General features: G+C 47.4%; 18 protein-coding genes. 14 read left to right on the plus strand and 4 right to left on the minus strand.

Features of this window, described 5'->3' with window-relative positions; genetic code table 11:
- Positions 1–139: 139 nt before the first annotated feature.
- Positions 140–1,525, minus strand: a complete 1,386-nt coding sequence (locus tag C943_RS03575; RefSeq protein WP_008624324.1) for a dipeptidase — start codon at positions 1,523–1,525, stop codon at positions 140–142.
- A gap of 142 nt (positions 1,526–1,667) precedes the next feature.
- Between C943_RS03575 and C943_RS03580 the strand changes: the two genes are divergently transcribed.
- Both C943_RS03580 and C943_RS03585 read left to right on the plus strand, forming a co-directional pair.
- On the plus strand, positions 1,668–3,179 hold the full coding sequence (locus C943_RS03580) for a zinc-binding dehydrogenase (protein ID WP_008624326.1): 1,512 nt from the start codon (positions 1,668–1,670) through the stop codon (positions 3,177–3,179).
- 72 nt (positions 3,180–3,251) lie between these two features.
- Positions 3,252–4,346 (plus strand): glycoside hydrolase family 130 protein, encoded by a 1,095-nt coding sequence (locus tag C943_RS03585; protein WP_008624327.1) that lies wholly within the window; start codon positions 3,252–3,254, stop codon positions 4,344–4,346.
- 25 nt (positions 4,347–4,371) lie between these two features.
- Here C943_RS03585 and C943_RS03590 read toward each other — a convergent pair whose 3' ends face one another.
- Positions 4,372–5,043, minus strand: coding sequence for a methyltransferase domain-containing protein (locus tag C943_RS03590; protein WP_008624328.1), 672 nt, complete (start codon positions 5,041–5,043; stop codon positions 4,372–4,374).
- Between the two features lie 189 nt (positions 5,044–5,232).
- On the opposite strand from C943_RS03590, the gene C943_RS03595 reads away from it, so the two are divergent.
- From C943_RS03595 to C943_RS03605, 3 genes are all read left to right on the plus strand, one after another.
- A complete protein-coding gene (locus tag C943_RS03595) occupies positions 5,233–6,603 on the plus strand; it encodes an undecaprenyl-phosphate glucose phosphotransferase (RefSeq protein WP_040478888.1) in 1,371 nt (456 codons plus the stop codon).
- Positions 6,593–7,522, plus strand: a complete 930-nt coding sequence (locus tag C943_RS03600) for a class I SAM-dependent methyltransferase (RefSeq protein ID WP_245545502.1) — start codon at positions 6,593–6,595, stop codon at positions 7,520–7,522. The genes C943_RS03595 and C943_RS03600 overlap by 11 nt, the downstream gene beginning before the upstream one ends.
- 107 nt (positions 7,523–7,629) lie before the next feature.
- On the plus strand, positions 7,630–8,847 hold the full coding sequence (locus tag C943_RS03605; RefSeq protein ID WP_008624332.1) for a hypothetical protein: 1,218 nt from the start codon (positions 7,630–7,632) through the stop codon (positions 8,845–8,847).
- Between the two features lie 22 nt (positions 8,848–8,869).
- Here C943_RS03605 and C943_RS03610 read toward each other — a convergent pair whose 3' ends face one another.
- Both C943_RS03610 and ispE read right to left on the minus strand, forming a co-directional pair.
- Entirely contained in the window at positions 8,870–9,106 is a 237-nt protein-coding gene (locus C943_RS03610; RefSeq protein ID WP_008624334.1) for a hypothetical protein, read from the minus strand.
- A 54-nt stretch (positions 9,107–9,160) separates the two neighbouring features.
- Positions 9,161–9,967 carry a 4-(cytidine 5'-diphospho)-2-C-methyl-D-erythritol kinase gene (gene ispE / locus C943_RS03615; RefSeq protein ID WP_008624336.1) on the minus strand — a complete coding sequence of 269 codons (807 nt, stop codon included), beginning with the start codon at positions 9,965–9,967 and terminating at the stop codon, positions 9,161–9,163.
- 637 nt (positions 9,968–10,604) lie between these two features.
- Here ispE and ilvD point away from each other — a divergent pair.
- From ilvD to leuB, 9 genes are all read left to right on the plus strand, one after another.
- Complete coding sequence (ilvD, locus tag C943_RS03625) at positions 10,605–12,281, plus strand: dihydroxy-acid dehydratase (RefSeq protein WP_008624338.1); 1,677 nt, start codon at positions 10,605–10,607, stop codon at positions 12,279–12,281.
- Between the two features lie 12 nt (positions 12,282–12,293).
- Positions 12,294–13,976 carry a biosynthetic-type acetolactate synthase large subunit gene (gene ilvB / locus C943_RS03630; protein ID WP_008624340.1) on the plus strand — a complete coding sequence of 561 codons (1,683 nt, stop codon included), beginning with the start codon at positions 12,294–12,296 and terminating at the stop codon, positions 13,974–13,976.
- 15 nt (positions 13,977–13,991) lie between these two features.
- The gene (ilvN, locus tag C943_RS03635; protein WP_008624342.1) at positions 13,992–14,501 is read left to right on the plus strand and encodes an acetolactate synthase small subunit; all 510 of its coding nucleotides are present in this window, start codon (positions 13,992–13,994) and stop codon (positions 14,499–14,501) included.
- Between the two features lie 14 nt (positions 14,502–14,515).
- The gene (gene ilvC, locus C943_RS03640) at positions 14,516–15,559 is read left to right on the plus strand and encodes a ketol-acid reductoisomerase (RefSeq protein ID WP_008624344.1); all 1,044 of its coding nucleotides are present in this window, start codon (positions 14,516–14,518) and stop codon (positions 15,557–15,559) included.
- Between the two features lie 13 nt (positions 15,560–15,572).
- The gene (locus C943_RS03645) at positions 15,573–17,084 is read left to right on the plus strand and encodes a 2-isopropylmalate synthase (RefSeq protein ID WP_008624347.1); all 1,512 of its coding nucleotides are present in this window, start codon (positions 15,573–15,575) and stop codon (positions 17,082–17,084) included.
- Positions 17,085–17,086: 2 nt separating this feature from the next.
- Positions 17,087–18,487: a 3-isopropylmalate dehydratase large subunit gene (gene leuC / locus C943_RS03650; RefSeq protein ID WP_008624349.1), complete on the plus strand. Its 1,401-nt coding sequence runs from the start codon at positions 17,087–17,089 to the stop codon at positions 18,485–18,487.
- Between the two features lie 104 nt (positions 18,488–18,591).
- Positions 18,592–19,200, plus strand: coding sequence for a 3-isopropylmalate dehydratase small subunit (gene leuD / locus C943_RS03655; RefSeq protein WP_008624351.1), 609 nt, complete (start codon positions 18,592–18,594; stop codon positions 19,198–19,200).
- A 61-nt stretch (positions 19,201–19,261) separates the two neighbouring features.
- Complete coding sequence (locus C943_RS03660) at positions 19,262–20,881, plus strand: alpha-isopropylmalate synthase regulatory domain-containing protein (RefSeq protein WP_008624353.1); 1,620 nt, start codon at positions 19,262–19,264, stop codon at positions 20,879–20,881.
- Entirely contained in the window at positions 20,850–21,911 is a 1,062-nt protein-coding gene (gene leuB / locus C943_RS03665) for a 3-isopropylmalate dehydrogenase (RefSeq protein WP_008624355.1), read from the plus strand. Before C943_RS03660 ends, leuB begins: the two co-directional genes overlap by 32 nt.
- Positions 21,912–21,980: the final 69 nt, after the last annotated feature.

The raw sequence follows: 21,980 nt of genomic DNA on the forward strand, positions 1-21,980 counted from the left end.
CCCAATTTCCCTTTCGGAATTCTGTGAATTCATGACAGATCCTTTTTTTCTCAAAAAGTAATGTGGCCACGAATGCACGAATGAATTGAGAAAACAGGTCCTTTTTCCGCCTCTTTGCGCCTTCGCGTCTTTGCGGGCCTCATTTAACTTGTTCCTTGAAATGCTTGAAAAACAGCGCGATCGTCTCTATCCCCATCAGGTAATTTTTGATACCATAATGCTCATTGGGCGAATGGAGTGCATCTGTATCCAAGCCAAATCCCAACAGAATTGAATCCAAGCCCAATTCATTCTGGAATAGCGCGCAGATCGGAATGGAGCCACCTTCACGGGTCGGGATCGCCTTTTTCCCAAAAGCCTCCTGGATCGCCAAGTCGGCCGCACGGTACCCCGGCGTATCTGTCGAAACAACGGCGGGCGCCCCTCCGTGGTGGGGAATTACTTTGACTTTTACGGAAGCCGGCGCAATGGCTTTGAAGTGGTTTTCAAACAGCGTCGCTATCTCCTGATAGTCTTGGTTGGGCACGAGGCGCATAGAGATTTTTGCGAAAGCCTTGGAAGGCAACACCGTTTTTGCACCTTCGCCGGTGTAGCCGCCCCAGATTCCATTTACGTCCAAAGTTGGTCGGATGCCGATACGCTCGACAGTCGTGTAGCCTTTTTCCCCATGCACGTCTGCGATGTCCAATTCCTTTTTGTAGGCATCCAAGTCAAAAGGCGCGTCGTTCAGCGCTTTTCGGTAGGCTTGGGAATATTCCTCCACCTTGTCATAGAATCCAGGAATGGTGATATGGTTGTTTTCATCGTGCAGGGAAGCGATCATTTTGCACAAAATATTGACCGGATTGGCAACGGCACCACCATAGGTCCCCGAGTGTAAGTCGCGATTGGGTCCCGTCACCTCCACCTGCATATAGGCCAAGCCGCGGAGTCCGACGGTGACGGAAGGATGCTCGAGCGAAATCATGTGCGTATCCGATACCAACACGACATCGGCTTTGAGTTTTTCCTTGTTGGCCTTCACAAAACCATCCAAATTGGAAGAGCCTACTTCCTCCTCACCTTCGATCATGAACTTGACATTGCAAGGCAGTGAACCTTCGGCCATCATCGCCTCAAAGGCTTTTACATGCATGTAAAACTGCCCCTTGTCGTCCGCCGATCCCCGGGCAAAAATGGCTCCCTCCGGATGCCTCGCCGTCGTCTTCACCACCGGTTCAAATGGCGGTGAATCCCATAGCTCGTATGGATCTGCAGGCTGTACATCGTAGTGTCCATAGACCAATACAGTCGGCAATGCCGGATCGATGGTTTTTTCTCCGTAGACAATCGGATATCCATCCGTGAGGCAAAGTTCGACGCTGTCGGCGCCGGCTTTTTCCAATGATTTCTTCACAAAATCCGCAGCCGCAAAGACATCTTTGCTAAACTTCGGGTCTGCGCTGACAGAAGGGATGCGGAGGAGTTCAAAAAGCTCTCCGATAAAGCGGTCGCGGTGGGATTGGACGTAAGATTTGATGGACATACAGGCGAATAAAGGGATTTCAACAAAAGACCCAAACGATCCATGGAATGTTTGGTGGCGTCGTTGAAATGTTCTGGTTATTTAAGCGCTCGAAATTACGCCTTTAAAAAGTAATTGCCTATTTTGATCCAAACTTTTGCCCATGAAAGCAATCCTCTGCACGGAATTTGGCGGTCCCGAACTGCTGCGTTATACCGAAATCCCCGAGCCTGAAATTGGTGAAAAGGAGGTCCTGATCCAGGTTTTTGCCTGCTCGGTCAATTTCCCCGACGTGCTGATTATCCAAAACAAATACCAATTCAAACCGGAGCTTCCATTTTCTCCAGGTGGTGAAGTGTCGGGCATCATCGAAAAAGTCGGGGCGGGCGTCAAGCACCTGCAAGTTGGCCAACGGGTTTTGGCACTATGCGGTTGGGGTGGTTTTGCCGAAAAAGTAAAGGTAACTGCTGATCGGGTCTTCCCGATTCCACCCATGATGGATTTCGCAACGGCTGCCTCCACCTTGTACACTTTCGGCACCGCTTACCATGCACTCAAGGACCGTGCAAAAATCCAAGCCGGCGAAACACTGCTCGTCTTGGGGGCAGCTGGAGGCGTAGGATTGGCAGCGGTGGAATTGGGGAAGGTCATGGGCGCGACGGTCATTGCCGCAGCCTCGACAGACGAAAAGCTAAGCCTCTGTGCGGAAAAGGGCGCCAGCCACCTGATCAACTATCAAATGGAAGACCTCAAGGAACGCATCAAGGAAATCACCCTTGGCAAAGGCGTAGACGTGGTCTTGGATGTGGTGGGAGACCGATATGCCGAACCTGCACTGCGCAGCATGGCTTGGAATGGGCGCTACCTGGTCGTCGGTTTTGCAGCCGGAGAAATCCCCAAGCTCCCCTTCAATTTGGCCTTGCTCAAAGGCTGTGCGGTAATGGGGGTTTTTTGGGGAAGATTTTCCACCGAAGAGCCCAAAAAAAACCAGCAGAATATCATAGAGCTGGTCAACATGATTCTTTCAGGGAAAATCAGCCAACATATCCACAAAACCTATTCCCTCAAAGATGCACCAAACGCGCTTCAGGATATGCTCGACCGCAAGGTGATGGGAAAGGCGATGGTGGAAGTTAGAGGGGAGAGATTGGAAGCGAGGCGCGGGACACAAGAGGCAAGAGACAAGAAGCAAGAAGAGGGAGATGGTGGAGCAGAGCGGAAGGTATTCAGGTCATTGGCGGATTTGAAAGCGCATGAAGGTAAACCACTTGGCCAAAGCCGCTGGGTCGAGGTCAGTCAGGAGATGATCCAGAATTTTGCGGATACGACTGGAGACAGGCAATGGATCCACGTGGATACCGAAAAAGCCAAAGCCCTGATCCCCGGAGGAAAAAACCTGGCGCATGGTTACCTCACGTTGTCACTCATCCCGCAGCTTATGTACGAGGTCCTGCCGCTCGAAGGGGTACAAATGGCCCTGAACTATGGAACGGAAAAGGTACGGTTTCCCGCGCCTGTCTACTCGGGTGACAAAATCCGCCTACATGCCTCCTTAGCCAAGATCGAAGAAAATCCCGATGGAAGCGCCAAGGTCTTTTCCAAAATCGAGATGCACTCAGACCATGCCGACAAGCCCGTATGTGTGGCAGAAGTCATCAGCATGGTGAGATTCTAGAACAATCGCAGAAGTAATTTCCCGTAACACCTGCACCGTTTTGCCCAACCCAAAAACCCCAAACCCAGTGCTATGAAAATCTATTACTTGGCCATCTTCGTTTTTGCGGCCTGTTCCCCGCAGCAGCAGGACAAATCCTGGATGTTGGGGCCATTTGAGCGGCCTGAAAACGCCCAAGCGATCATTTTTCCCAATGACCAATCCAGTTGGATTGATGCCGTGACCGGCCAATCCGTCAAATGGGAATCCATGGCGACCTTTAATCCGGCTGCAATCGTGAAAGATGGAAAAATCCATGTGCTCTACCGGTCAGAGGAAAAGCTCGGGGAACTCGAAATCGGCGGACATACTTCGCGTTTGGGCTTGGCGATTTCTGAAGACGGTATCAGCTACAGGCGAAAACCCAATCCCATTTTTTTCCCAAAAGATGACAATCAAAAAGAATTTGAATGGCCCGGTGGAACCGAAGACCCACGGATTGTCGAAACCGACGACGGCCTTTATGTTCTCACCTACACGCAGTGGAACAGGGAATTCCCACGCTTAGCCGTGGCCACGTCTAAAGACCTCCAAAACTGGGAGAAGCATGGTCCGATTTTCAAGGATTTTAAAGACGGGAAATACCACAACCGCGAAACAAAATCCGGAGCTATCGTCACTGAGCTCAAAGATGGGAAATTGGTGGCGGTAAAGATCCATGGGAAATATTGGATGTATTTTGGTGTGCCACATATTTGGCTGGCTACCTCCGACGACCTGATTCATTGGGAACCGATAGAAACCATTGATGGCAATTTTGCGCCCGTATTGAGTCCAAGGCCGGGCTTTTTTGATTCTTGGCTGGTCGAAGCCGGACCGCCGCCGCTGTTGACCGAACACGGGATCGTGGTGCTCTACAATGCTGGCAACCAACAACACATCGGTGTGAAGGATTTGGGCAACCGGGTTTATACCGCGGGACAAGCGCTTTTCAGCAAGGACGAGCCCTGGAAGCTATTGGACCGGACCGACAAGCCATTCTTAAAGCCTGAATTGCCATTTGAAAAGTCAGGGCAATATGTCGATGGGACGACCTTTGTGGAAGGTCTCGTCAATTTCCAAGGCGTTTGGTACCTATACTATGGCACGGCGGACTCGATGGTCGGAGTGACGATTTGGAAGCCTTAGTCTGTTTCCCGAAAAAGTCAGGAACCTATAAATTATGCGCCGTAAATGATTTGGTCATGCCAAGGAATTTCTCGTCATAAATCTCCGCTTTGGGGAAAAGCCGTTTGAATTCCCTCCGGTCCAATAGGCGGATTTCATCCAAATACTGTTGGGCATCCGCAGGATTCCACTTGTTTCCCCTACTCAGCCTCGTTTTGGTCAATAAAAAAAAGGTCCATGACTTTGGAAAATACTGTACAAAAGGCAGGGCATAATGTGGTTCAGCAAAAAAGTGCCTGTTGGGGGTCTGGATGAAGTATTTTTTACCGACGCGGACTGCTTCAAGGGCCATCTTCTGTTGGTTTTCCGAGGTGTAAAGGTGCTCGATTACGGAATTGGAAAAGACCAAATCGAAACTTCCGTCTGGAAATTGGCTCAGGTTGGTAGCATCTCCAGCGACACTTGAAAGGCCTGGGACGTCGACGGGCTCCTCGGTAAGATTCAGGAGGGTGATTTCGAGTTTTCTTGCAGCCAATAAATCCTGACCAATCCAAAACTGTGACCTGCCGCCGATATCCAAAACCCTGATAGGAAATTTCCCCGAAAAATTTCTCTCTACGAGTTGTTCGAAATGAGCAAGACGCTTTTTGCGAAATTGACTGCCCAAAGAATCGGGTTGATCTGAAGATGCAAGAAGGGCTTTGAGCTTTGACAACATTGAACCTTAAACTGATAGGCTGGCAAAACTATCTATTTTAAAAAATTAATTATAGGAAATACTCGGGCTTTGATAATCTTTTATAATTTTGCGAGCGATTGAGATAGACAAAAGCCTCCTCCGATCTTTTGTTCAGACGAATCCTTCCGAGAATTCCCGACGTAAGTAGGAGTGAGTAGAATGATTTTTATGAAAAAACGCTTTTACAAATACTTCCCCTGGCTTTTTGTATTGGGTGATATTTTGGTTCTCACATTTTCTGTCCTTTTTTCGAATCAGCTTTTCCAAACGTTCCAGGATTTTAACGGCTTAGACTTTCCGGCATTTCCTGCCTTTATTATGATTTGGATGGTCATCACAATCCTAAAGGAAGACTACAAGATCGGCAGGACAAACGAGTTTGAAGAGACATTCAAAAAACTGCTTGCCTCGCTGGCTTGGTTTCTAGTCATCATTTCGATGATTTGGCTGCCCTTCCATGACAATGCACTTCGGCTTTTATCCTTCCTTTCGCTCGCTGCGTCGCTGTTCCTTTTCTTGGGAATTTATCGTGTGGCGGTGCACCTTTCGCTCCGCAAATACAGGGAACAAGGACACAACTTCAGGCGCGCTGTGATTTTGGGAATGGGTGATACCAGTGACCAATTGGCCAAGGTGTTTAGGCAGAGAAAAGATTTCGGGATCAAGTTTCTTGGATATTACGACGACCAAGTGAAAAATGGCATTTCCAGGGGTTCAATCAAGGATTTTTTCAGAGAGGCCAAATCCCTTGACGTGGACCAAATCTACATTTCCGAGCATTTAGAGGAGAGCAAGGTGAAGCAGGTCATCAACTTTGCCGACGAAAATTACATCAAAGTAAAGGTAATTCCGGGCGGTAGGCTGCAGCTCGAAAAGAACCTCTCATTCTCCAAATACGGTGATTTTTTTGTCATCAACGTCAACGAAATCCCCTTGGACAACGCCTTCAACCGGGTCTTCAAAAGGGGTTTTGATATCGTTTTTTCATTATTTGTAATTGTCTTCATTCTGAGTTGGCTTATTCCTTTGGTGGGATTGCTGATCAAATTGGAATCAAGAGGTCCCGTTTTCTTCATCCAGGAACGAAACGGAGAAAACAACAGCGTATTCAGGTGCTTAAAGTTCCGCTCGATGACACCTAACGACTATGCGGACACACATCAAGCCACCAAAAATGACCCAAGAATCACACGTATTGGTTCATTCCTTCGGATGACTTCCTTGGACGAAATGCCCCAATTCATCAACGTACTGTTTGGCGAGATGTCCATTGTCGGCCCACGGCCGCACACGGTCCCGATGAATAGGGAGTTTAAAACGCAGATCGAAAAGTACAACAGCCGCCACAAAATCAAGCCCGGCATTACTGGCCTCGCACAGGTGAAGGGATACCGTGGCGAAATCGAACAGCCCTATCAAATACGTGCCCGGGTGAAGCTGGATTCCTTCTATATCCAAAACTGGTCATTTTTATTGGACCTCAAAATCTGCGTCCTGACCGTGTACGAATTGCTCGTCAACCGGGAAAATGCCTATTAAACCAAATTACGTATGCGCGTTTTGCAGACAAACTGAGGGTCCCACACTGATGGCGGCACAGGAAAGGATGTTTGGAATGGGAGATCTTTTTGAAGTGGCGGTTTGCCCTAAATGCGAATCCATCCAATTAGTAGATGTGCCGGAGAATTTGGACAAGTATTACCCGGAATCCTACTACGCGCACCAGGTTCTCGTCACAGCAAACCCATTCAAAAACTTCCTCAAGAAAATCAGGTATCAGCTATTCCTTTTAACTCAAGGGAAAGCATTCAAGCCCATTTTTGGGGAATGGATGGCAATCGCAGGGATTGGAACGGATGATGCGATTGCAGATATCGGCTGCGGCAACGGCCAACTCCTTTACGAAATGCATGCGGCGGGATTCCGGCATCTGAGAGGCTATGATCCTTATTTGGAAACGGAAAAAAAGCTTGGCCCAGAATTTAAACTTGAGCGAAAATCCATTTTTGAGGTCGAAGAAAAATTCGACCTGTTGATGATGCATCATTCTTTTGAGCATATGTCCGAACCCGCGAAAGTGTTGGCGAAAGCCTTTGAAACATTAAACCCCGGAGGGAAAATGCTGATCCGAGTGCCAGTTGCAGACGCCGAAATTTGGAAAAGTGAAGGAGCCGATTGGGTTCAGTTGGATGCTCCACGGCATTTGCATATACCTTCTGTGAAAGGACTTTGCCAACTCGCTGAGGGATCAGGTTTCAAGACCCAAAAAGTGGTTTTCGACAGCACCGCCTTTCAATTTTGGGGTACCGAATTATACAAAAGGGAAAAGCCACTTCGAGGCACAGATCCAATCAACGAATTCACAGACGATGAGCTGAAAAAATTTGGGCAAAAAGCCCATACACTCAATCTCATGATGAAGGGCGACCAAGCCTGTTTCTATTTTTCCAAACCATAAGCTGGAATCTGGAGGGATATTTGAGATCTCCCCAAAACCAACTTCGAAAAAGGCTAATTTTTCAAAGGATTTGTCTATTTTTCCATTTAGCAATTTTTGTAAGAAAGATGGAAGAAAAACCAATCAAAAAGCAACAAGACCTTACTTGGCTTGAGAATCTGCAGAAAAATAGTTGGGAACCCGAAGTCATCATATCAGGTATTATTCTGGCGTTTTTGTTCGTCATTCCTTCCCGGTTTTTTGAGCTGTCGGTCATGTTGATACAGGATTTTGGACTAGAATATGTCCCTGCAAACTTGGTGTTTGTTTATTTCTCCACGATCATTTCGTTTTTCAAGATTTTCCTCGTTTCCCATTTGATCCTGCGGTTCTTATGGGCCGGGATGTTGGGGATTTCCTATGCTTTTCCCGACGGTGTCAAAAAAGAAAACCTTTTCAAGACCTCCCAAAATATCGAATACAAACATCCCACACACTACTTGGTGAAGTTGGAGGAGTGGTGCAGTATGGCCTATGGCTTTCCGATTTCGGTTGCAGTGCCGCTGTTTTTCATTACTGCCTATCTCGTAGTTCTTATTGGTGTGTATCTGATTTTCGATCTGGATTTCCAGGTTATTTATGTGGTTTTCATGGTCAGCTTGCTAGTCTTTGCAATTGCCGGTCTTGCTTTCAAAAAATCCGCGTTGAAGGATTTTATCGGCGGTAGTATGAACGGGACCGTTTCTGCCATCTACCAAAGTAACCTCGGGAAATGGACTTTCGTTACTTATTCAGGGATTTTATTGGTGCTTTCATTCCCATTGATCTATATAGACACGAGGGGATTTTCCCAATTTCAAAACGAAGTGAATCTCGATGATTCAGATTACGCTTGGCCGCAGGAAGCTTGGTATTTCGAAAATTACAACACAAAGGGCATGCGATTTGGCAGGGCTTGGACACAGAGCAACCAAATCGCCAGTTCCCATATGGTTTTGAACATAGCAGTTTATGACAGGGATTCCCGGAGTTTGGACAGGCTAAATGAGTTACTCCGGGGAGAACAGGATACGCTTCCTTGGAAAGAAGTGAAGGGAATTGGACAATTGTATCGGGTTTATTTGAATGATTCCCTGCTGCAGGATTTGGATTGGACACCCTTCACCTCAGGCATGACGGGCCAAAAAGCATTGTCTACATCACTATCACTTGAGGAACTTCCTGAGGGAAAAAATGAAATAAGAGTTGAAAAACTCATCTATCTATCACCCTTTCTAGGTGTTGGCGACGAATTGCGGCATCGGCAAAAGTGGGCAAGGTTTGTGTTCTTGAAGGTAGATGATTGAGAAAACCTCTACACCATGATCTTTACGTGGTTTTTGTTTGATGAAAGTAATCCGACATACCTTCTTCTACCATAACAGCAATATACTCGTCCAGTAGATCGGCCTGAAATAACCTTTCATATTCCCCTCTCTTAAGATCACCGAAATACGCAATCAGTGCGCCTTCGATAATTTTTTCCTTGGAAACAGACAATTTATCTGCCGCTTCTGACAGCTTATCGATCACATGTTTTGAAAGGGATATATTGATTTTTTTCATCGAAGGTAAAACAAATCAACACAAAAACAAAGATTGCCTAAAACGTTCTTTGTTTCAAAGCGTCGCCTCGAAAACAAAATAACCATCTGCCCATTTCATCTCGGGTAGTGCTTGCGTAAACAGCCCGAAAACCGTCGAGCCTGATCCTGACATTGCTGCATAGTATGCGCCGCTGTCGTACATCCGTTTCTTGATTGCAGGGAGTTCGGGATGTTTTGAAAATATGCTCTCCTCAAAATCATTGCGCAGCGAGTCTTTCCACAACGACTTATCGGAAAGGATATCCACAAGTGGCACCTCTGACTTTTTTGGTCTCACACCAGCATACGCCTCTTTGGTTCCGATATGGATTGGCGGCTTGACCAATACGAGATAGTCGCCCTTCAAGTCAACATTTACGGGGGCCAAAACCTCCCCCCTCCCAGTTGCGATTTTCGGGGTATTCTCCACAAAAAACGCACAGTCACTCCCAATCTGCGCGGCATATTCCTCCAAAAACCAGGACTCCAAATGCAGGTCAAACAACTTGTTCATCAGCACAAGAGCAAAAGCCGCATCCGCAGAACCCCCACCCAAGCCTGCTCCCATCGGGATGTTTTTATGGAGGTGGATATGTACGTCCCCGACATCCGGGAAATCCTTTCGGATCAACTTCAAGGCCTTGAGCACAAGATTGTCCTTTTCTGCTCCTGGAATTTCCAAACCTGAACTTTCAAAAACAGTCTTCTTGGCGGGAATCATTTCCAGGGCATCATAAAGCGGAATAGGTACCATGCAGGTCTCAATATCATGGAAGCCATCATTACGTTTGGCGACGATATTGAGTCCGAGATTGATCTTTGCGTTGGGAAAATTGATCATAGAGAAAAATTGATGTCGTAAATATCGATTTTAATCTTGGATGAAACCACGCCCCGACATTTTGATCGATGCCAAATTTTAGCTTCGTCGACCCTACCCATTTTTCAGAATGTGTCGGATCTACTCAATATTTGCCATGCCGAAAATTCCAGAGCCAACCTGAGAAATACGCATCAAATTTTGAAGACCATTGCTTTTTTCATTACAAATTGATTCCGGATTACAAAATCATCAATAATTCGGAAAATAAATTACAAAACCCTGAATTGGTATTTTATTTTGATCATGGCGACTTTTCTAAATTTTTTCGTAAAGTTAGTTTGGTATATAATCGATAAATGGAATAATATTCTGAAAAAATGGTTTATACAGCATTTTTTGATTTACAAACTCTAAAAAAAAAGAAATTAAATATTGTAACTATCGATTTTGAGCCTTAATATTGTATCATCAAAGTCAAAAAAAGAAACCATTCCACATGTTTGAAATAGTCACTCCCCTCAGCTTTATTATTGTGATTAGTAGTAAATACTGAGGCGCTGACTTTTACGACAAACAACCATACAATGTAAAGTGCCTCAGATGATGAGGCACTTTTTTTATCAACCTATTAGACATTCAAGACCCTGAATTAACCATGAATTTGAAAAAATACAGTTGGGAAATCAGTCAAAATGAAGAACATCCCGCTGGCAAGGCGATGCTGTATGCCACGGGAATGTCGGATAAACAGATGAACCAGCCTTTTGTAGGGATAGCGAGTTGTGGCTATGAAAGCAACCCCTGCAACATGCACCTCAACGACTTTGCCGGTCTGATCAAGCAAGCTTCCAAAGCGCATGGTCTGACCGGTTTGGTTTTTAATACCATGGGTATATCCGACGGGATATCAATGGGGACTTTGGGCATGCGGTATTCCCTGGTGTCAAGGGAGATCATTGCCGACTCCATCGAGTCCTTTATCCTTGGGCACTCATTTGATGCATGTGTGGCTGTAGCCGGCTGCGACAAAAACATGCCCGGAGCAGTGATGGGAATGCTCCGTATAAACAGGCCGTCCATCATGGTCTATGGCGGCACGATCCGCTCCGGCCTATACAAAGGCGAAAAACTTAACATCGTTTCTGCCTTCGAGGCGTATGGTAAGCGTGTAAAAGGCGAGATGACCGATGTGGATTACCAAGGCGTCATTGAAAATGCCTGCCCTGGTGCTGGTGCATGCGGAGGCATGTATACAGCAAACACCATGTCCTCAGCCATTGAGGCCATGGGCATGTCACTCCCCTACAGTTCCTCAACGCCAGCTACTGCGGAGGAGAAGCAGAAAGAATGTGAGGAAGTATCTAAGTACATCAAGATCTTGCTCGAAAAGGATATCAAGCCCAAAGATATCGTCACAAAGAAGAGCCTGGAAAACGCCGTCCGTGTAGCTGTCGCACTTGGCGGAAGCACCAATGCCGTCCTGCACATTCTGGCGATCGCCAAAACCGCCGGCGTGGACTTCACTTTGGAGGATTTCAAACGCGTCAATCATGAAACACCACTCCTGGGTGATTTCAAACCCTCCGGGAAATTTTTGATGGAGGACTTATTTGAGCAGGGAGGACTACCAGCCTTCATGAAATACCTCCTCAACAACGGAATGCTGCATGGTGATTGCATGACCGTGACAGGAAAGACAGTCGCAGAAAACCTGGCGGATATTGACCCAGTGGTACCTTCGTTGGTCAATGTGATCCACCCGATCGAAAAGCCATTGAAAGAGACAGGCCACCTGTGCGTACTTAAAGGTAACTTGGCCCCGGAAGGAGCGGTGGCGAAGATTTCAGGAAAAGAAGGAAAATCCTTTACAGGCCCTGCGAGAGTGTTTGATTCGGAACTGGAAGCCAATGAAGCGATCAAGCACAAGCAAGTTGAAAAAGGAGAAGTAATTGTCATCCGCTATATCGGCCCAAAAGGCGGTCCAGGGATGCCTGAGATGCTGAAGCCAACGTCGATGATCATCGGCGCCGGACTTGGTTCGGATGTTGCTTTGATTACAGATGGACGGTTTTCCGGCGGAACACACGGATTTGTCGTAGGACACGTGACGCCAGAAGCATTCCTTGGAGGTCCGATTGCTTTGGTTCAAGACGGTGACATCATCACGATCGATGCCGATACATTGACGCTGCAGGTGGCAGTTTCCGATGAGGAACTAGCCGCGCGTAAGCAAACTTGGAGAAACAAAGATGTGAGTGACCTACAAGGCACTTTGAAAAAGTACAACAAACTCGTATCCACAGCATCACAAGGCTGTGTCACCGACCTATAAATCCCGATTACTATGATAAGAGGTGCAGATATCGTGGTCAAATCCCTGATTGCCGAGAACTCAGAGTACATTTTTGGCTATCCTGGCGGGGCTATCATGCCTGTGTATGATGCCTTGTATGATTACAGTGATCAAATCAAACACGTCTTGACCCGTCACGAGCAGGGTGCTATCCACGCGGCTCAAGGTTATGCGCGGGTATCTGGCAAAGTCGGCGTCGTCTTGGTCACCTCTGGCCCTGGCGCTACCAACCTGATTACAGGCCTCGCGGATGCGCAAATTGACAGTACTCCCTTGGTATGCATCACAGGGCAAGTTGCAGCCCACTTGCTGGGCTCTGATGCCTTTCAGGAAACCGACGTTGTAGGCCTATCGATGCCTGGCACAAAGTGGAATATTCAAGTGAGAAAAGTTGAAGATATTGCTCCGGCGATTGCAAAGGCCTTTCACATTGCACGGACAGGCAGGCCTGGGCCGGTACTCGTTGACATCACCAAAAATGCACAGGTAGAATTCGGCGACTTCAACTATGTGCCTTGCCTTGGAGTAAGATCTTATCGACCCTATGTTACGATTGATAAAAAGGCCATTTTAGATGCAGCTAGTTTGATCAATGAAGCCAAGAAACCCTATTTGCTTTTTGGGCAAGGCGTTGTGTTAGCCAAAGCCGAGGCGGAGTTGCGGGCTTTTTTGGACAAAACAGGAATACCGGCAGCTTGTACGTTGTTAGGCTCAGGTGCTTTGCCTCAGGACCATCCCATGTATGTCGGTAAACTTGGCATGCACGGCAACTATGCTCCAAACTTATTGACCAACCAATGTGACGTACTGATCGCAGTAGGAATGCGTTTTGACGACCGTGTGACGGGTGATTTGAAAAGGTATGCCAAACAGGCGAAGGTCATTCATCTGGAACTCGATCCCGCCGAAATCGACAAGAACGTGAAGGCCACAGTAGCTATCCAAGGAGACTGCAAAGATAGCCTCTCACAACTTACCGAGGCTGTAAAACCCAGTTTTCATCCGGAATGGATGAAGCGTTTCCGCGAGTTGGAAAACGAGGAAAAAAAAGCCGTATATGCCAATGACCTACATGGAACACACGGTGGTCTCCATATGGGCGAAGTCATCCGTCTAATCAATCAATTCAAAGAAGATGACGCCATACTCGTCACCGATGTGGGCCAACATCAAATGATTGCTTGGCGGTATTTCGACTTCAAACAAACCCGCACCCAAGTGACCTCCGGCGGCCTAGGAACCATGGGATTTGCGCTTCCCGCCGCTTTGGGTGCACAACTGCACGATTACAATCGACAGGTAATCTGTGTCGTCGGCGACGGCGGAATCCAAATGACCATTCAGGAACTTGGGACGATCATGCAAACCAAGGCACCCGTCAAGGTAGTGCTGCTCAACAACAATTATCTAGGAATGGTGAGACAATGGCAGCAGCTTTTCTTTGACAAGCGCTACTCCTTTACTGAACTTGAAAATCCTGACTTCATCAAAATCGCGGAAGCATACAGCTTCAAAGCCACTAAAGTGACTGACCGGGACGAACTTGAATCCGCCGTTGCCGAAATGCTACTGCACAAAGGTCCATACTTCCTCGAAGTAGTCGTTGAAAAAGAAGACAACGTCTTCCCGATGATTGCCACAGGATGCTCTGTAGAAGAAGTAAGGTTGAGTTAAGCCCAAGCCCAGCATATGAACCGTTATACCATTTTAGTATATACAGAAAATTTCATAGGTATCCTCAACAGGATCACCATCATCTTTACCAGGAGGGGGATCAACATCGATGCGCTCACCGCATCGGAAAGCAGGCTGGACGGAATCCACAAAATCACGATCGAGGTCACCGTCACGCCTGAACAGATCATCCATCTGGTCAAGCAAATCGACAAGATCGTGGATGTGATCAAGACTTACCATTTCACGGATTCTGAGGTAGTCTACCAAGAGATCGCGCTTTACAAACTCCCGACAGAGAGTCTTGATCCCGGCTTGGAAAAAGTCATTCGCCAGTTCAATGCCCATATCATAGCAGCGGAAAAAGAATTTGTCGTCATTGAGTTCACGGGCCACAAGGAGGATACCCAAGCATTGCTTGAAATCCTCAAACCATTCAACTTGTTGGAATTTTCCCGATCAGGAAGGGTTGCGATTGCAAAGCCCAAATTTTCGGTACAAGAATATTTAAATAATCAAACCTAATTAAAATCAACACTATGAAACTGAAATTCGGATCAGTAGAAGAAAACGTCGTCACCAGAGAGGAATTTCCTTTGGAAAAAGCCAGGGAGGTTTTGAAGAACGAAACCATCGCCGTCATTGGCTATGGTGTGCAGGGCCCGGGCCAAGCGCTTAACCTCAAGGACAATGGTTTCCACGTCATCGTGGGCCAAAGGAAAAATTCCAAAACTTGGGACAAGGCTGTGGCAGACGGATGGGTGCCGGGCGAGACTTTATTCGATATTGAAGAAGCTTGCCAAAAAGGCACCATTATCCAGTTTCTGCTTTCCGATGCTGGTCAGATCGCGCTTTGGCCGACAGTGAAAAATTACCTCACTCCTGGTAAAGCGCTGTATTTCTCCCATGGTTTTGGGATCACTTACAAAGAAAAAACGGGTATCATCCCTCCGGCCGATGTGGACGTGATCTTGGTAGCACCAAAAGGTTCCGGAACATCACTTCGCAGAATGTTTGTAGAAGGCAGGGGATTGAACTCTTCCTATGCCATTTACCAAGATGCTACAGGTAAAGCCAAGGACCGCGTCGTTGCATTGGGAATCGGTGTAGGCTCTGGTTACTTGTTTGAAACAGATTTCTACAGGGAAGTAACTTCCGACCTGACAGGCGAAAGAGGTACGTTGATGGGTGCGATCCAGGGGATCTTTGCCGCCCAATATGAAGTATTGAGAGCAAACGGCCATACGCCTTCAGAGGCATTCAACGAGACCGTGGAAGAGTTGACCCAAAGCTTGATGCCATTGGTGGCCGAAAACGGTATGGACTGGATGTACGCCAACTGTTCGACCACTGCACAGCGCGGCGCGTTGGATTGGTGGAAGCCTTTCAGGGATGCGACCAAGCCTGTTTTCGAAGAGCTTTACAACAGTGTAAAGACAGGTAAAGAAGCCCAAAAATCAATCGACTCCAACTCCAAGCCTGATTACAGGGAAAAATTGGAAGCGGAATTGAAAGAATTGAGGGAATCTGAAATGTGGCAGGCAGGTGCTACTGTGAGAAAATTGAGGCCAGAAAACAACTGATTAAAAGATTACTATGAGTGACAAGCTATGGATATTCGATACCACCCTCCGAGATGGGGAGCAGGTACCGGGGTGTCAGTTGAACACCAAGGAAAAGATAGTAGTGGCCAAGGCTTTGGAAGCATTGGGGGTGGATATCATCGAGGCGGGATTTCCGATTTCCAGCCCAGGTGATTTCAATTCCGTGGTGGAGATTTCGAAGGCAGTTTCCAATCCTATCATCTGCGCCCTTTCCAGAGCTGTAGAAAAAGATATTGATGTAGCTGCCGATGCCCTGAAATATGCCAAAAAGGGTAGGATCCACACCGGCATTGGAACTTCACCATATCATATCCAATACAAGCTTAGGTCCACACCCGAGAACATTATCGAAAGAGGTGTAAGAGCGGTGAAGTATGCCAAAAAGTATGTGGAGGACGTAGAGTTCTACGCCGAAGACGCTGGTCGTTCAGAATTGCCATTCTTAGCCAAAATCATCGAGGAAGTCATCAAGGCGGGAGCTACAGTCGTCAATATCCCGGATACGACGGGGTATTGCCTTCCAGAGCAATACGGCGCGATTATCCGCTACCTCAAAGAGAATGTCTCCAACATAGACAAGGCGATAATCTCGACCCATTGCCACAACGACTTGGGAATGGCTACCGCCAACACAATCGCCGGCGTGCAAAATGGAGCAAGGCAAGCCGAGTTGACAATCAACGGAATCGGTGAAAGGGCTGGAAATACCTCCATGGAAGAGGTCGTCATGGCGATCAAATGCCACCACGACATTCCTGTTTTCACCAATATCAAAACCGAGAAAATCTACGAGACGAGCCGCCTGATTTCCAAACTGATGAACATGCCTGTGCAACCCAACAAAGCAATCGTGGGCCGAAATGCATTCGCACACTCTTCAGGAATCCACCAAGATGGTGTATTGAAACATCGGGAAAACTATGAGATCATCGATCCCAAAGAAGTCGGCGTGCACGAGTCTTCGATCGTCTTGACGGCAAGAAGTGGTCGCGCGGCATTGAAGTTCCACTTGGATTCGCTGGGTGTAGAACTAGAAGGAGATGCGCTCAACGAGGTTTATGAGGATTTTCTGGTTTTGGCGGATTCCAAACGCGATATCGGGCCAAAGGACTTGCTATCCTTGGTTGGTAAATACATGGATGAGTCCTCTTTTATCGAGTTGGGCAAGGTTCACTACAAATCCAATGGTGCTATCGAAGCGACTGTTGAACTGAAGGTGGGCGAAAAAGCCTATGAAGCTACTTCCACAGGAAATGGCCCAGTTGATGCTGTTATCAAGGCGATTGAGTCTATCGTGAACCCCCATATCGTATTGGAAGAATTCCTCATCCAAGCGATCACAGCGGGCAGTGACGATGTGGCCAAAGTCCATATGCGCTTGATGCAGGGAGATAAACCTTATTATGGCTTTTCCTCCAATACTGACATCGTGCTTGCATCCGCACAGGCTTTTGTGGATGCATTGAACAAAATTCCAGTCAAAGACAAAGTGACGATTGATTAATCATGGAAAAAAAGACCCTATTTGATAAAATCTGGGATGCACACGTGGTAAGGTCGGTTCCGTCCGGCCCAGATGTTTTCTTTATTGACAAACATTTCATCCACGAGGTGACCAGCCCAGTCGCATTTCTCAACCTCGAGAAAAGAGGAGTCGGTGTAATGTATCCTGCAAGGACCATTGCCACGCCAGACCACAACGTTCCCACCGTGGATCAAGACAAGACCATCAAGGATAAACTGTCCAGAATGCAAGTCGAGAAACTCAGGGAAAATTGCCACAAATATGGCATCGAACTCCATGACCTTGGCTCTGACCACCATGGTATTGTCCACGTGATTGGACCGGAATTGGGCGTCACCCAACCAGGCATGACGATCGTATGCGGCGATAGCCATACTTCCACCCATGGAGCTTTTGGAGCCATCGCCTTTGGCATCGGTACTTCAGAGGTAGAAATGGTCTTGGCAACCCAATGCATCATGCAGTCCAAGGCAAAGAAAATGCGGATTACTGTGGATGGCCAACTCGGGAACGGTGTGACCTCAAAGGATATCATCCTATATATTATTTCCAAAATCTCGGCAGCAGGAGCCACGGGCTACTTCGTCGAGTATGCGGGATCGGCGATCCAAAGCCTCAGTATGGAGGCTCGGATGACCATCTGCAACATGAGCATCGAAATGGGCGCGCGCGGAGGCTTGATAGCTCCCGATGAAACGACTTTCAACTATCTCAAAGGCAAGCAGTACGCTCCAAAAGGCGAAGCTTGGGACAAAGCAGTGGCATATTGGAAAACCCTAAAGACAGACGAAGGTGCTGTTTTCGACAAGGAATATCACTTTGACGGCAACGACATCGAGCCGATGATTACCTATGGCACCAATCCCGGCATGGGCATCAAGGTCAAAGACAGGATTCCAACCACTGAGGGTATGGAAGGCAGCAATAAGACAACTTACCTCAAATCTTTGGACTATATGGGCTTCGAACCTGGAGAACCCATCAAAGGCAAAAAGGTGGACTATGTTTTCGTGGGAAGCTGTACCAATGGCCGGATCGAGGATATACGTGCTGTCGCCAATTTCGTCAAAGGAAAACATAAGGCAGACAACATCACTGCTTGGATTGTGCCAGGTTCCAGAGAAGTGGAAAAGCAGGCTCACGAAGAAGGGCTTGTGAAAATATTGGAGGATGCTGGGTTTGAACTTCGCCAGCCAGGCTGTTCTGCATGCTTGGCCATGAACGACGACAAGATTCCTGCCGGCAAATATGCGGTTTCCACTTCCAATCGGAACTTCGAAGGAAGGCAAGGCCCAGGCGCAAGGACAATGTTGGCCAGCCCACTGACGGTGGCCGCAGTCGCCGTGACTGGAGAAATTGTAGATCCAAGAGAAGTGTTTTAATTTCAGTTATTTGGTTATTAGGTTATTGGTTAAAAGGTATTTATACGTCAATTCAAACTCAATAAGATAATAACAAATAACCATTAACTCCTATTCAGAAAACTATGGCTTACGATAAATTTACCGTCCTTACCAGCACAGTAGTGCCTATGAGGACCGAAAACGTAGATACAGACCAAATCATACCTGCCCGCTTTTTGAAGGCAACCGAAAGAGAGGGGTTTGGAGACAACCTATTCAGGGATTGGCGCTACGATGTAGAGGGGAATCCCAAAAAGGACTTCGTCCTCAATGACCCGACCTACTCCGGTAAAATCCTCTTGGCAGGCAAAAACTTCGGTTCAGGCTCCTCAAGGGAACACGCCGTTTGGGCGATTTACGACTATGGCTTCAGATGCGTTGTTTCCAGTTTTTTTGCGGATATCTTCAAAAACAACTGTCTCAACATCGGCGTCTTGCCCGTCACGATCAGTCCTGAATTTGCGGAGATTCTCTTTCAAGCCGTAGAAACTGATCCCAAATCAGAAGTCGAAATTGATATCGACAAGCAGCGGATCACTTTGCTGAAAACCGGCCAATCGGAGACCTTTGACATCAATTCCTACAAAAAGGAAAACATGAAAAATGGCTTTGATGACATCGACTACCTGCTCAACATCAAGGCTGAAATAGCCGATTTTGCCAAAGGCCGAGAGCGGCTTCTGAACGCCTAAATTGATTTCGCGGGACCAAAAGCCAAGATCAACACAAACTTTCTCTTTACCAACCGATCTAATGGGCAACCATAGGAAAATAGAAATCATGGACACGACCCTGAGGGATGGAGAACAGACCTCGGGGGTTTCCTTTATGCCTTTGGAAAAGCTTCAAATTGCAAAGCTCCTGCTGGACGAGCTAAAGGTGGACCGCATTGAGGTGGCATCGGCTCGGGTTTCCGAGGGAGAAATGGAAGGCGTGAAGCGCATCACCCAGTGGGCTTCAGAGAAAGGCTATTTGGAAAAAGTCGAAGTGTTGGGTTTTGTGGACACGCCTGCTTCTGTCGATTGGATTGTGGAGGCAGGAGGACGTGTATTAAATCTTTTGACGAAAGGCTCGCTCAACCACCTCATCCACCAATTGCGGAAAACCCAGGAACAACATTTTGCGGATATCCAAAAATGCGTGGCCTATGCCCGCTCCAAGGGACTAAGTGTCAATGTCTATCTCGAAGACTGGTCCAACGGCATGCGCAATTCCCTCGAATACACCATGAACCTGATCGAGATGCTGGCACAACTACGTGTCCGCAGGATTATGCTGCCGGATACCTTGGGGCTTCTGAATCCCCGTGAGGTGGCACATTTCGTGAAGCTGATCACCTCCGAATTCCCAGATACCCATTTTGACTTCCATGCACACAATGACTACGATTTGTCAGTCGCCAATGTGTTGGAAGCAATCTACAACGGCATTGGAGGCATCCACACGACTGTGAATGGCTTAGGAGAAAGGGCCGGAAACGCACCATTGGAGTCAGTCATCGCCGTATTGAAGGATTTCACGGATTTCAGAATCGGGGTGAAGGAAAACAAGATCTACCGGGTCAGCAAGTTGGTGGAGCAGTTTTCGGGACAGCATATCCCAGCCAACAAACCTGTAGTTGGTGAAAATGTCTTTACCCAAACCGCTGGCATCCATGCGGACGGGGACAATAAGAAAAACCTGTATTTCAACGACCTGATGCCCGAGCGGTTTGGCAGACAGCGGAAATATGCCTTGGGGAAAACCTCAGGCAAAGCCAATATCCTCAAAAATCTCCAAGAACTTGGGATCTCACTTGAACCCGAAGAGCTCGCTAAGGTGACCCAAAAGATCATTGAGTTGGGGGATAAAAAAGAGCGGGTTACCACGGAAGACTTGCCCTACATCATTTCCGATGTGTTGCAAAACAACTCCATTACCCACAACATCTATATCGAAGGATATAACCTGAGCCATTCCAAAGGACTAAGGCCCACCGTTCAACTCAAGATGAATATCGATGGCCAAAGCTACGAGGAGGGTTCATCAGGCGATGGACAGTATGATGCATTTATGAAAGCCCTGAAGAAGATCTATAAATCTCTCGACCGGGAACTTCCGATATTAACAAACTACCACGTGACCATTCCACCGGGTGGAAAAACCGATGCCTTCGTGGAAACAGTCATCACCTGGGACTATGGACGGATATTCAAGACCAAAGGCTTGGACAGTGACCAAACGGTAGCGGCCCTGAAGGCCACCGAAAAAATGCTCAACATCATCGAACAACTCGACAAAGGAAAATCTGGGCCTTTCAAAGCGAGGCCAGAAATAATTGAACAAGACAACAACAGTTTTTATGGAAATGAATATAGCGCTGTTACCAGGTGACGGTATCGGTCCGGAGGTAATCGCCCAAGCAGTAAAGGTAGTCAAAGCAGTTGGAGCCAAGTTTGGCCATAAAATCAAGTTTGAGGAAGCTCCAGTCGGGGCGACCGCGATTGATTTGGTGGGTGATCCATATCCTGAAAGTACCCATGAAGTGTGCCTCAGGGCTGATGCGGTGCTTTTCGGCGCCATCGGCGATCCGAAATACGATAACAACCCCAAAGCCAAAGTGAGACCAGAACAGGGCCTTCTGAGAATGCGGCAGAAGCTTGGACTATTTGCCAACGTCAGGCCTACTTTTACTTTTCCTTCGCTCATCCATAAGTCTCCGCTGAAACTGGAGCGTGTCGAAGGGGTGGATTTTGTTTTCTTCAGGGAATTGACTGGAGGTATCTATTTCGGTGAACCAAGGGGTAGAAATGAACAAGGCACCAAGGCTTTTGATACCAATGTATATACCAAAGAGGAAATCACACGCCTTGCAAGGATGGGATTCGAAGCCGCGCAGAGGAGGCGAAAACTCTTGACCTGTGTAGATAAAGCAAATGTATTGGCTACTTCCAGACTTTGGAGGGAAACGGTCCAGGAACTTGCCCCAGAATATCCAGATGTAAAGGTCGAATACGAGTTTGTGGATGCCGTAGCCATGCGGCTGATCCAATGGCCAAAGGCTTATGACGTGTTGATTACGGAAAACCTGTTTGGCGATATCCTGACCGACGAAGCCTCAGTCATTTCTGGATCAATGGGACTGATGCCTTCGGCTTCGGTGGGCACGGACAACAAGCTCTTTGAACCTATCCACGGCTCCTATCCACAGGCTGCTGGCAAGGACATTGCCAATCCATTGGCTACGGTGCTTTCCGCAGCGATGATGTTTGACTATGCTTTCGGACTCAAGGCAGAAGCGCAGGCCATCACCGATGTGGTCAACAAATCCTTGGCCGCAGGGATTGTGACAGAAGATATCGCTGAAGGAGGAAAAGCTTATAAAACCTCTGAGGTTGGGGATTGGCTGGCTGCAAACCTCTGATAGCAATTTCACCGAAATTCGAATCCTGCCAAGCGTTCCTTGACAGGATTCTTTTTTTTCAACCAAATC

The organism is Mariniradius saccharolyticus AK6, from assembly GCF_000330725.2.
Taxonomy (GTDB): domain Bacteria; phylum Bacteroidota; class Bacteroidia; order Cytophagales; family Cyclobacteriaceae; genus Mariniradius; species Mariniradius saccharolyticus.